The following is a 12,244-nucleotide window of genomic DNA, read 5'->3' as shown; positions in this document are numbered from 1 at the left end:
CAACACTGCCCGTCAAAATTTTTCCAAAAAAAGGGTTCCTGAGCGATTTACTGCTATTTTTGAGGAAGTTAGCATTTCCATTTTTTCATCACATTCATGAAACACCTCTTGCTGCTGGCGGGCCTACTGGTCGCGTCATTGTCAGTGCATGCGCAAACACCCACTCCTGCCTCAGGCATCGCCCAATCACCCGATCAATTTCTGGGCTACAAGATCGGCGAACGCTTTACTCCTCACTACCGGGTACTGGCCTATGTTGAACAGGTAGCCCGCCAACTTCCCAACCGTGTTAAGCTCCTCCCCTATGGCACTACATATGAAGGCCGCCAATTGATGGTGGTGGCTGTTGGCTCGGAAGCCAATATGACCCGGCTGGAAGAAATTCGGACCAATAATTTGAAACGTATTGGCTTGCTGGATGGAACACCAACGGCTACTCCCCAGCCCCCCATAGCCTGGCTTAGCTACAACATTCATGGGAATGAGGCCGTTAGCTCCGAAGCTTTTATGGAGGTGTTGTATCGGTTATTGAACACTACGGATGCCGTGTCTCAGAAAATCATGAATTCAACCGTGGTGATCCTCGATCCCGGCCTGAATCCCGACGGCCACGACCGCTACGTGAACTGGTACAATCAAATGCTGGGCCGGGCGGCCAATCCCACGCCTGCGGCCCGCGAACACAACGAACCCTGGCCGGGCGGGCGCTATACGCATTACCTTTTCGATCCAAACCGCGACTGGGCTTGGCAAACGCAGGAAGTTACACAGCAGCGCATGGCGCTCTACCAGCAATGGATGCCACAACTGCATGGCGACTTTCACGAAATGGGCGTCGAAAGCCCCTATTATTTTGCGCCATCGGCCAAACCATATCACGAAGACATCACGCCTTTCCAGCGGAAATTTCAGCAAACGATCGGCGAGTATTGCAGCCGCTACTTCGACCGCAATGGCTGGCTCTACTACACGCGCGAACGTTTCGATTTGTTCTATCCCAGTTATGGCGATACGTATCCTACGTACAACGGCGCGATCGGCATGACCTATGAGCAGGGCGGCAGCGGCCGGGCTGGGCTGGCTATCGAAAAAAACGACGGGGACACCCTCACACTCCGGCAACGGATTGATCACCATTACACGGCCAGCATCGCGACACTGGAATCGGTAGCCGATCGACCCGCCGAAGTTGTTAAAGAATTTGGTCAGTTTTTCGACAAGTCCAGAAATACACCCATTGGTATCTACAAGAGCTACGTCATCAAATCGAATGGCGACGCTGGCCGACTGAAAGCGTTGCAGCAATTGCTGGAACGCAACAAAATTACGTTTGGCTATGCCGGTAAGGCCAGCACAGCACCAGCCTTCAACTACACCAGCCAGAAGAACGATAAGAGTGTAGCCATTGATGCGGACGATATCGTGATCAGTGCTTATCAGCCAAAATCAACGCTGTTAAAAATCCTGTTCGAGCAGAATTCCGCGCTGGAAGATTCGGCCACGTACGACATCACGGCCTGGTCATTACCTTATGCGTTTGGGTTGCAGACCTATGGTTTGACGACGCGAATTAACCCGTCTAGCACCGCTACGGCAACGACGCCCAAATCAACGACGGCGAATTCGTCCAAAGCCTATGCTTACCTTATTCGCTGGCAGTCGATGCCAGCCGTTCAGACACTGGCGGGCCTGCTAAAGCAAAAAGTTAGGGTACGAGCCGCAGAAAAACCGTTTGAACTGGAAGGAAAAACGTATCCATCGGGCACACTTATCGTAGCTCGAACCGGCAATGAGCGTTTTGGGGATCGACTTGGTGCGGTTGTCCTGGCAGAAGCGAATCGAACCGGTGCCGACGTAACGCCGGTGCAAACGGGATTCGTGACCAAAGGCTCTGATTTTGGTTCCGATTTTGTATCGGGCCTAAAAGCGCCCCGTGTAGGCGTGGTTATCGGTGACGGCACCCCGCCCCCATCGGCGGGCGAGGTCTGGCATTTTTTCGACCAGGAACTCAATTACCCCGCTACGTTGCTCGACATTAATTCGCTGAGTAATGTCGACTGGAGCAAATTTGACGTGTTGATTCTCCCGACAAACTATAGCTATGGCCGTTTCCTGAACGAAAAAGTATTGACGGGCATCAAAGAGTGGATTCGGGCGGGGGGGAAACTCATTGCCATGGAACGCGCTACGTCCTTTCTGGCGGGGAAAGATGGCTTTGACTTGAAGGAAAAAGAAGTCAAGCCCAAAGACAAAGGGAAAGGCAATTCAGCCGATTCACTCAAACTGTATGTCGATCGTGAGCGGACAGCCATTTCGGATGATATACCGGGCAGCATTTACCGTGTCAATATGGATACGTCGCACCCGCTGGGTTTTGGTCTCACAAATGGCTATTATTCGCTGGTGCAAAACGCCTATAATTTCGATTTCCTGAAGGATGGCTGGAATGTGGGCTACCTGAAAACGGACAATTATGTAGCTGGTTTTTCGGGAAGGAATGCCAAGGAAAAATTGAAAAATACGCTATTGATGGGCGTGCAAACGTTAGGACGGGGAAGCATTGTGTACCTGGCCGATGATCCTCTCTTCCGGGGTTTCTGGTACAATGGCAAGCTTTTGTTTGGCAATGCCGTATTTATGGTTGGGAATTAATTTTTGTTATTCCTTTTGGTGTCAGAATGACAAAAACAAAAAAGCCGCAATGGGTATTCGTTGCGGCTTTTTTGTGTCCTGGCGGGGTAAATCAGCAGTCTGATTCCCTTTGTTTATTAATCATCCCTAAACGTATTTATTCGGTGCGCTCATTACCGATTCTTCTTATCGGCTTGCTATTCGTGAGTAGTTCTTCGCTGCTGGCCCAGAAGAAAAATGAATCCTATCAGCTTCATATCAGCCACGCTACATCCCAGATCGTGATCGACGGAGCCGTTGACGAACCCGCCTGGCAGGATGCGGAAGTGGCGTCAGATTTCTGGATGGTGTTACCGATGGACACCAGTCGCGCCCACGTCCGCACCGACGTTCGGATGGCGTATGATGACCACAATGTTTACCTGAGCGCCGTTTGCTATCATGGCAACGTAGCAGGGCCTTATATTGTCGAATCGCTCCGTCGCGACTGGGCGTTTGGCAAAAATGACAATTTCATTTTTTTCATGGATACCTTCGACGACCAGACCAATGGCTTTACCTTTGGCACCAACGCGGCCGGGGCACAGTGGGATGGGTTGCTCTACGAAGGTGGCAAAGCCAACCTGAGTTGGGACAATAAATGGACGTCATCGGTGCGCAATTATCCCGATCGCTACGTGCTCGAACTGGCGATTCCGTTCAAAACGATACGGTATAAGCGAGGCATCACCCGCTGGGGAATCAACTTTAGTCGGCAAGACCTGAAAACCACCGAAAAATCATCCTGGACACCCATTCAGCGGCAGTTCCCAACGGCGTCGCTGGCCTTAACGGGGGTGTTGGTCTGGGATCAGCCACCACCACAGCCCGGTCCAAACATCTCGCTTATTCCTTATGCCCTGACCGGATTGACCCGTGACTACCAGAACAACGTACCAACCCAGGACCGCTTTAATGCCGGACTCGATGCAAAAGTGGCTGTTACGTCGTCCCTAAATCTTGATCTGACAGTCAACCCCGATTTTTCGCAAGTCGATGTCGATCAGCAGGTTACCAACCTCGATCGTTACGAATTGTTCTTCCCTGAAAAGCGGCAGTTTTTTCTGGAGAACGGCGACCAGTTTACCAACTTTGGCTACGCTACGATTCGCCCATTTTTCAGCCGACGGATTGGTCTCGGGGGCGTACCCATCCGGTTTGGCGCGCGACTGAGTGGTAAACTCAACAAAGACTGGCGGATAGGTGTGATGGATATGCAAACCGGGCGCGTTGACGCTACGGGACTTCCGGCCCAGAACTTTGCCGTTATGGCCTTGCAACGGCGCGTGTCGGCCCGCTCCAATATTGGCTTTATGTTTGTCAATAAAGAATCGCTTTCCTACGAATCTGTCGCCGACAAAACGCTGTATTCGCGCTATAACCGCAATCTGGGGCTGGAATATAATCTGGCCTCAGCCAACAATCTCTGGTCAGGAAAGGCCCTGTATGTGAAATCATTCAGCCCGGACCAGCCGGGAGACGATGCGGTTTATGCCGCCAATTTGCAGTATTTCAGCCGTAAGTGGCTGATCAGCGGGCAAGTTGAGTCCGTAGGCAAAAATTACACAGCTGAAGCGGGCTACGTTCCGCGCCGGGGATACGAACGCGGAACGGCCTCCATTGGGTACACATTTTTACCGACAGGGAGCAGTGTCTTAAATCATGGACCAACCCTGACGTCCACTTACTTTTTCGACCCAGCCTGGCGGCAAAGCGATAACGAAAGTGTGTTAACCTACGCCGTTACGTTCCGCAGCCGAAGCGTCTTTACGGCCTGGGTCGCCACCGACTACGTTCGTCTCCTGCAACCCTTCGATCCGACCAATACGGGCCGTGAGACACTCGCGACGGGTACAGAACACAACTGGACGGCCTGGGGAACCGACTTCGACTCTAAACCACAAAGTATATTCACGTATGGTTTCTCGTCGCGTTATGGTGGCTATTACGCCAACGGAACACGCCTGAACCTGACGGCCGATCTGGGTTTCCGGTTTCAGCCCTACGTTAGCCTGGCCGCCAGCGCAAGCTACAACGACATTCGACTGCCCCAACCCTGGGGTCAGACCACGTTCTGGCTAGTGGGTCCGCGCTTCGACCTGACACTTACGAACAAGCTGTATCTGACTACGTTTGTGCAGTACAACGAACAGCAAAAAAACATGAACGTGAACGCGCGCATCCAATGGCGTTATAAGCCCGCATCAGATTTTTTTCTAGTATATACCGACAATTACTTACCCAATTCGGCGCAGATTGGGCAGGACGTACCGGGCTTCTTTTCGGTTAAAAACCGAGCGCTGGTCCTGAAATGGACGTATTGGTGGAATCTCTGAGCCAGCGCGTTTAAACAAACTGTGTTTGTGTCTGTTAATTGTGAAATCCGTTCAACGCAGGGCGGCTCAATGACTACACTAAAACCAGTCAACGTCTATGAAATCTCTGTTCCGTTTTTTCCCAACAGCCTTTGTGGCTTTGTTTTTAACGCTGTTCATGACCAGTTGTGCAGCAATTGGTGATATTTTTAAGGCAGGTGCCTACACGGGCATTATTGGCGTCATTGTTGTCATTGGCGTCATCATCTGGGTGGTATCAAAATTGTTTGGTGGGGGCGGTAGCAGAAACTCCTGATATATAGAGTAGGGTAAACATTACGAAGTCGATCTCTCATCAGAGGTCGACTTTTTTTATGCCTTAGAAGAGATTAATGACTTTTTAATTACGGCCGGTAAACCACTACTTTTGTTTGCTATACCTACGTACCGTACTTGATGAATAAATTTTACTTGCTCCTCTTTTTAGTACCCCTCTGGAGTCAGGCTCAGGACTCCCTGACAACCAGGCCTACTCAAAACGTACCGACCAGTGCGGCTGATACCATTAGCCAGCAACGTAGCGTTCCTAAAACTTACCTGAGAAAAGACGTCTGGCGTATTGACTTTCTAGGACCGGGCTTCCTCAACGAACATCGGCTAGGGAAGCAAACAACGCTGGTTTCTCAATTCCGACTGGTGGGTTCATTTCGTTCTGAGGATAAATACGAGAGAAATGGCTATAGCTATACCGTCAAAAAAGCACTCGCATTCAGTATTAATCCAGAGTTATCAGTAGCCTTGCGCCGTTTTTACAATTTAGCTAAGCGGAAAGAGACAGGTAAATCTATCAGGTATAACTCGGGTAGTTATTTTGCCTTGAAAACTAACTTTGTCGGACCAGCCCTTTTTAACAACTCCAGCATTGATATTCAGGGTTTAGGCGCCAGCGCTTTTTGGGGTGTTCAACACACAGCGCCCAAGCACTTTTATGTGAATCTGGAATTGGGAATCGGTGTAGCTCAGTATTATGAGAACACGGTATCACCAACCGGTAATTTCATGTTGGGCTATACATTCTAAAAACGATGGCTCCTCAACGTAGTGATACGTTGAGGAGCCATCAATATAAATTTAAATCTGTGATTAAGCGACCAGTTCAAGCAGTCCATCGCGCTGAAGGACAGCCCGTTGGCGTTCGACTAAATCGTCGGAAGCTTTCATGAGCGGCAACCGGACTTCGGATGAAATCAGACCAAGGATCTCCAGAATACTTTTAACGCCTACAGGGTTACCTTCTTCATATAATAATGGATCGATACGTAGGAAGTGGCCAAGTTCGGTACGGGCGAACGCAAAATCACCTTTCAACGCAGCGTCGATGAGACCGCTGAATTTAGCGGGGAACGCGTTGGCAATCACGGACATAACACCCACACCGCCGATGCTGATAATGGGGACGCCCTGCACGTCATCGCCGGAGATCAGCAGAAAATCATCGGGTTTGTCGCGGGCAATTTCCATGCATTGCTCAATGACGCAGGAGGCTTCCTTAACACCGATGATATTTGGGTGTTGCGCTAATTCGCAAATCGTCTCGGCAGACATATTGATACCTGTCCGGAAGGGAATGTTATAGAGAATAACCGGCACCGGACTCGCATCAGCCACGCGCGTAAAATGCTCAATGACACCCCGCTTCCCAGGTTTATTGTAATAGGGACAAACCGACAGAATAGCATCGACGCCCTCAAAATCAATCGACTTCATCCCCGACACGACATCGGCCGTTACGTTACCGCCAACGCCAAAAACGATAGGCAAATTCTTCGGGTTATTTTCCTTGAGGTATTGCAGCAACTGGGCTTTTTCCTGTTTAGTCACGGTAGGCGATTCGCCGGTTGTGCCCTGCAGGACGATGTAGCGCACACCTCCATCGGATATGTGCTGAACGATGCGGCCGAAGCCGTCGAAGTCAATAGATTGGTCGGCATTGAAGGGCGTCACAATGGCGACACCTACACCGTGGAATTTAGTATCCATTAGCGGAAACAGGAATGTATTACCGCAAAGTTACGGGAATTTCGCCGGGAGTTATGTGTTTCATTTCTCTGTGGAAAAGTCTTTTGGCGAAAAACCTTGTAAGGTTAACAGGTCAAAAAGCTCATCATGAATTCGTGCTACGTATAAGCCAGCTCTTTCAGCTTCTTTAATGACATTGTCTGACGCATCAACAAAGGCCAAAATGCCGTACAATTTCTTACCTTTTTGCTCGGGAAAAAATCTGTAAAGCGATTCAGAATTCTCAACATTTGGTCAATATCCCGGTGTTTCAAATGGCTTTTCACTTCCACTACAACTACTGTATTAATATCTCCATTGGCGATTCCCAGCACATCAATCTCAATGGTATCACTACCTCGCCGGGTTTTATATCGAGTGGTAACTGTCGTCATACCGAAACGTTCCCGCAATACTTTCTCCATTGAAGGAAACGCCATGCCTTCAGTAAACGAGCCAAATTTATTCCCCAGGTCACCGATGAGCTTAGCATTGCGTTCAGTGATCTCGGCAGTTCGGGCAAGTATTTTTTTTATGTCATCAAAACTGGTTTCCTGTTCCATTTCCGGTGGTCTGTAAGTAGACTAATATAGTAAATTCGGTTCCTTTTCCTATTCACCCAGCATGGCTAGAAATTCGTCCTCACTAATCATGGGTACGTTCAGCTTTTGGGCTTTGTCAACTTTTGAAGGACCGGCGTTTTCGCCTACGATCAGGTAATTCAGTTTTTTAGATATCCCACTTAAAACGCGTCCGCCATGGGCAGCAATTCGATTTTCGAGTTCTTCGCGGCTAAAATTGACAAACGTGCCCGTATACAGAAATGTCTTTCCGGCGAGCGAGTCACCTTCCTGTTCCACCACTTTTTTCTCACCAACAAGTTGCAAACCAGTTGCCCGAAGTTGCTCGACAAAATCGCGGTTATCAGGATCAGCGAACCAGGCAATTACACTTTCGGCTATACGGGGTCCCGTGTCGGGTACGGCCAGCAACGCTTCCGGACTGGCATTCATAATGGCGTCCATCGATCCGAAATAATCGACGAGCTTTTCGGCGGTCGTATTCCCAACGTAGCGAATCCCTAACGCGAACAATACGTTGGCAAATGGCTGTGCCTTCGAGCGTTCAATCGCCGTCAGAATATTGTCGACGGTCTTCTCACGGAAGCTGACGATACGTTTCTTGCCTGACTCTTCATCGAGAAAGATTTTCTCGATACCCAATAAATCACTCGATGTGAGCTTATAAAGATCAGCGGGTGTTTGAACCAAGCCGCGATCAATGAGAAGTTCGATTTTACCTTCGCCCAGGCTTTCGATGTTCATGGCCCGGCGCTGAATAAAATGCTCAAACCGCGCCTGCCGCTGCGGTGGGCAGCCCTGCTCATTCGGGCAATAGAAATTCGCTTCTCCCTCCTTGCGAATGAGTGGCGTTCCGCAGGCCGGGCAGACCGTTGGATAACTAATTGGCTGGCTTTTCTCCGTGCGCCGGGTCAGGTCTACACCCGTAATTTTCGGAATAATTTCACCTCCCTTCTCTACGAACACCGTATCATGCATCATGACGCCCAGGCGCTCGATCTCATTGGCATTATGGAGCGATGCCCGCTTCACGATGGTTCCGGCCAGCAGTACGGGCGTCAGCAAGGCAACGGGTGTTACGGCTCCGGTCCGGCCAACCTGGTACCTGATCCCATTCAGCGTTGTACTGGCCGCCTGAGCTTTGTATTTAAACGCAATAGCCCAGCGCGGACTCTTGGCCGTATAGCCCAACTCGCGTTGCTGATCATACCGGTTGACTTTAATAACAATGCCATCGGTGCCCAGCGGCAAGTCGAATCGTTTGGTTTCCCACTCGCTGATGTACATCATTACGTCCCGAATAGTGGCACACTTGCGCCAGGTCTGCGACACGTTGAAGCCCCAGTTTTTCATGGCCACCAAACTTTCTTCGTGGGTCTGAAATACGTCGGGTTCCGACAGAAACGAATAGAGATAACAATCGAGCCGTCGTTTGGCCACGGCGGCCGAATCCTGCTGTTTGAACGTGCCCGAAGCCGCGTTCCGGGGATTCGCCAGTAACGGTTCGCCAATGTCCTCACGCTCTTTATTGATCCGTTCGAACTCCGCCAATGGCAAAAACCCTTCCCCCCGAACTTCGAAAAGGGCAGGGAGCGTGGGGCGTAGAGCGTGGGGCAAGGAGCTTGGGGCAGGGGGTACGGAGGGATTTCCGAAGTCAATAGATGTTTGCCCCATCCGTTGCTCCTCACTCCTTGCCCCATGCCCCTCGCTCGAAATACGTAGTGGTACCGTGCGTATTGTGCGAATATTGTGCGTTATGTCATCCCCCCGAACGCCATCGCCACGGGTGGCGCCCTGCACCAGCACTCCATTTTCGTAGGTCATACTGAGGGCCACACCATCGAATTTGAGTTCGCAGATATATTCGTAAGGTTCCTCGCGCAACCCTTTTCGGACGCGATTATCAAACTCAACAAGGTCTTCCTCTGAATACGTGTTTCCTAACGATAGCATAGGGAAGCGATGGTAGACAGTCGAAAATTCCTTGCTGATGGTTCCACCAACGCGCGCCGTCGGGGTATCGGGCAATCGAAATTCAGGGTATTGTTTTTCGAGATCGGCAAGTTCGGCCAGTAGCTGATCAAATGTGAAGTCATCTACCTCCGAAATGCTGTTCTGGTAATATTGATGCGTATAATAATTCAGGCGCTGGGTCAGTTCGGCAATACGTTCCTGGGGTGTCATAGGTAAGTTTCAGCGGGCGGTTAACAAAAACACATACAAAAGGTATCATATCTAACAATAATACCAGGTACTTAAAATAAAAATCAGCCTATTGGTTAACGGTCAATATTGGGTTTGTTTCCTCGATCAAACAAAAAAATGTTAGTTTTACAGGATAAAAAAGTAAGTAATTAACGCCAACTAACGGACAAGCCTTTCTTTTTCAATTAATTACTTGTCCAACAATTCAACTCTGTCATGATTCGACCCCTTATCGCTCCTTCTCTACTTGCAGCCAACTTCGCCAACCTGCAACATGATCTGGAGATGATCAACGATAGTGAGGCCGATTACCTTCATTTTGACGTGATGGACGGCGTTTTTGTTCCAAATATTTCCTTTGGGTTTCCTGTTCTGGATGTTGCCCGAAAACGTTGCAAAAAGCCGCTCGATGTCCATCTGATGATCACCGATCCGGACCGCTACGTCGACGCTTTTGCCGAAGGAGGAGCCGGCACGATTCACGTTCATTACGAAGCCTGTACGCACCTTCATCGAACGCTTACCCACATTCGGGAAATGGGCTGCCGGGCGGGTGTAGCGCTCAACCCACATACACCCGTTGATGGGCTTGAAGACGTACTGGAGCAGCTGGACGTTGTGCTGATCATGTCGGTCAACCCTGGTTTTGGCGGGCAATCGTTCATTCCTCATACCCTCCGGAAAGTGGCGAAATTAAAACAATTACTGACGGATAATCGCGCGTCTACCCTAATTGAAATTGATGGGGGGATTAGTATAAAAAATGCGTCGGCACTACTCAGTGCCGGTGCCGATATCCTGGTGGCAGGCAGTTCAGTTTTTGCGGCGCAGGACCCACTGGAAGCCATCCGTCAGTTGAAAAATAGCCACCAGCCGATGGTAGCCTAATGCAATTCGTAGCTTGTCAAATTGAATTAGTAGGAATCAATTCATGAAGAAATCATACCTGGCTGTTTTATTCAGCGCGCTTGTGCTACTTGGCGCACTTGTGCTACTGAAAGCCTGTCGCAATACTTCCCAAAATCAAAGTGAAACCTCGGCTCCTACCGATACTGACACTACCGTGGCTGGCGCCATTCCAGCACCCGACTGGGCTAAGTTTGCCACTATTTATGAAGTAAACACCCGCCAGTTTTCCGCTCAGGGTACGTTCAAGGCGGTTGAAGCACAGTTACCCCGCCTGAAAGAAATGGGGGTTGACATTGTCTGGCTGATGCCCATCTACCCCATCAGTCAGAAAAACAAAAAAGGCGAATTGGGAAGCCCCTACGCCGTTGCCGATTATAAAGCCGTAAATCCTGCCTATGGCACTCCTGCTGACTTTAAGACACTGGTTACCCGAGCCCACGCGCTGGGTTTGCGCGTGATTCTGGACTGGGTACCTAACCACACCGGCTGGGATCATGTGTGGGTCAAAGAACACCCTGACTGGTACACGAAAATTAAGGGGCACATGACCACGCCCGTCGATCCTACCACTGGCAAGCCCACCGATTGGACCGACGTTGTTGATCTTGACTACAACAATCCGGACATGCGGCAGGGTATGATTGAGGCCATGCAATACTGGCTGAAAGAATATGATATTGATGGATATCGCTGCGATGTAGCGGGGTTCGTTCCAAACGATTTCTGGGCCGAGTTGCGTCCTCAATTGGATAAGATCAAGACGGTTTTTATGCTGGCCGAATGGGAAGACGAGCCCAACCAATTTAAAAGCTGCTTCAACATGAACTATGGCTGGAGTATGCACACCATGCTGAAAGCGATAGCCAAAGGCGCCCGCACAGCCGATAAAATTGACTCGTTGCGTCAGGCCAATCAGAAGCGTTTCCCAGCCTGGTACTATCAAATGATGTTTACCCAGAATCATGATGAAAACACCAACAACGGTACGTTGGCTGAATCCTTCGGACCGGGAGCCGATGCTTTTGTGGTGCTGAGCAGTACGCTGGAAGGTATGCCCTTAGTCTACAATGGCATGGAGTCGAACCTGAACAAACGGCTGGCGTTTTTCGAGAAAGATACCATCTCCTGGGGCAATTATGCCAAAAGTGATTTTTTCGAAGCCTTATTGACACTTAAACATCGCAACCGTGCGCTCTGGAACGGACTGGCGGGCGGTAAGGCGATAAAAATACCGACCGACCATGACGATAAAGTATATGCCTTCTATCGGCAGCGCGACAGCGATCGGGTAGCCGTCATGGTAAACCTGAGTGGAGAGCCTCAAACGATTCGCCTGGAAGGAAACGGCTTTGTCGGTACGTATACCGATGTGTTTAGCCACCAATCGATGGAATTAAAGTCTGCAATGACTGTGACGCTCAAACCATGGGAGTACCGCGTGCTAACGAATTAATTTTTTCCTTAAATTACCTGACACAAAAGACGTTTATATAATACGCTGCCGAC

Annotated in this window: 9 protein-coding genes; 6 read left to right on the top strand and 3 right to left on the bottom strand. The window is 49.9% G+C overall.

All coding sequences use genetic code 11. From position 1 onward, the window contains the following. Positions 1-96 precede the first annotated feature (96 nt). From ACYVEA_RS08765 to ACYVEA_RS08750, 4 genes are all read left to right on the top strand, one after another. Positions 97-2,652, top strand: coding sequence for a M14 family metallopeptidase (locus ACYVEA_RS08765; protein WP_461113052.1), 2,556 nt, complete (start codon positions 97-99; stop codon positions 2,650-2,652). A 26-nt stretch (positions 2,653-2,678) separates the two neighbouring features. Beyond that, positions 2,679-5,006 (top strand): carbohydrate binding family 9 domain-containing protein, encoded by a 2,328-nt coding sequence (locus ACYVEA_RS08760; RefSeq protein ID WP_461113051.1) that lies wholly within the window; start codon positions 2,679-2,681, stop codon positions 5,004-5,006. A 97-nt stretch (positions 5,007-5,103) separates the two neighbouring features. After that, positions 5,104-5,301: a hypothetical protein gene (locus ACYVEA_RS08755; protein WP_461113050.1), complete on the top strand. Its 198-nt coding sequence runs from the start codon at positions 5,104-5,106 to the stop codon at positions 5,299-5,301. A 140-nt stretch (positions 5,302-5,441) separates the two neighbouring features. Next, positions 5,442-6,065 carry a hypothetical protein gene (locus tag ACYVEA_RS08750; RefSeq protein ID WP_461113049.1) on the top strand — a complete coding sequence of 208 codons (624 nt, stop codon included), beginning with the start codon at positions 5,442-5,444 and terminating at the stop codon, positions 6,063-6,065. Positions 6,066-6,128: 63 nt separating this feature from the next. On the opposite strand, the gene dapA is transcribed toward ACYVEA_RS08750, so the two are convergent. The 3 genes from dapA to ligA all read right to left on the bottom strand — a co-directional run bounded on the left by dapA (position 6,129) and on the right by ligA (position 9,808). Then, a complete protein-coding gene (gene dapA, locus ACYVEA_RS08745; protein ID WP_461113048.1) occupies positions 6,129-7,025 on the bottom strand; it encodes a 4-hydroxy-tetrahydrodipicolinate synthase in 897 nt (298 codons plus the stop codon). Positions 7,026-7,162: 137 nt separating this feature from the next. Then, positions 7,163-7,606 carry a hypothetical protein gene (locus ACYVEA_RS08740; protein ID WP_461113047.1) on the bottom strand — a complete coding sequence of 148 codons (444 nt, stop codon included), beginning with the start codon at positions 7,604-7,606 and terminating at the stop codon, positions 7,163-7,165. A gap of 48 nt (positions 7,607-7,654) precedes the next feature. Then, entirely contained in the window at positions 7,655-9,808 is a 2,154-nt protein-coding gene (gene ligA / locus ACYVEA_RS08735; RefSeq protein ID WP_461113046.1) for an NAD-dependent DNA ligase LigA, read from the bottom strand. A gap of 237 nt (positions 9,809-10,045) precedes the next feature. On the opposite strand from ligA, the gene rpe reads away from it, so the two are divergent. Then, positions 10,046-10,717 (top strand): ribulose-phosphate 3-epimerase, encoded by a 672-nt coding sequence (gene rpe, locus ACYVEA_RS08730; protein ID WP_461113045.1) that lies wholly within the window; start codon positions 10,046-10,048, stop codon positions 10,715-10,717. 43 nt (positions 10,718-10,760) lie between these two features. Next, positions 10,761-12,191 carry an alpha-amylase family glycosyl hydrolase gene (locus ACYVEA_RS08725; RefSeq protein WP_461113044.1) on the top strand — a complete coding sequence of 477 codons (1,431 nt, stop codon included), beginning with the start codon at positions 10,761-10,763 and terminating at the stop codon, positions 12,189-12,191. The last annotated feature ends 53 nt before the right edge of the window (positions 12,192-12,244 follow it).

Source organism: Spirosoma jeollabukense (genome assembly GCF_054777855.1).
The sequence above is the reverse complement of the archived record's forward strand: the minus strand, read 5'-3'. Positions and strand labels throughout refer to the sequence as shown.

What these genes read in the sequence shown, in the direction of transcription:
- ACYVEA_RS08765 (WP_461113052.1), top strand. Translation starts at nt 97, where the DNA reads ATGAAACACCTCTTGCTGCTGGCGGGCCTACTGGTCGCGTCATTGTCA.
- ligA (WP_461113046.1), bottom strand. Translation starts at nt 9,808, where the DNA reads ATGACACCCCAGGAACGTATTGCCGAACTGACCCAGCGCCTGAATTAT.
- dapA (WP_461113048.1), bottom strand. Translation starts at nt 7,025, where the DNA reads ATGGATACTAAATTCCACGGTGTAGGTGTCGCCATTGTGACGCCCTTC.
- ACYVEA_RS08725 (WP_461113044.1), top strand. Translation starts at nt 10,761, where the DNA reads ATGAAGAAATCATACCTGGCTGTTTTATTCAGCGCGCTTGTGCTACTT.
- ACYVEA_RS08750 (WP_461113049.1), top strand. Translation starts at nt 5,442, where the DNA reads ATGAATAAATTTTACTTGCTCCTCTTTTTAGTACCCCTCTGGAGTCAG.
- rpe (WP_461113045.1), top strand. Translation starts at nt 10,046, where the DNA reads ATGATTCGACCCCTTATCGCTCCTTCTCTACTTGCAGCCAACTTCGCC.
- ACYVEA_RS08760 (WP_461113051.1), top strand. Translation starts at nt 2,679, where the DNA reads ATGACAAAAACAAAAAAGCCGCAATGGGTATTCGTTGCGGCTTTTTTG.
- ACYVEA_RS08740 (WP_461113047.1), bottom strand. Translation starts at nt 7,606, where the DNA reads ATGGAACAGGAAACCAGTTTTGATGACATAAAAAAAATACTTGCCCGA.
- ACYVEA_RS08755 (WP_461113050.1), top strand. Translation starts at nt 5,104, where the DNA reads ATGAAATCTCTGTTCCGTTTTTTCCCAACAGCCTTTGTGGCTTTGTTT.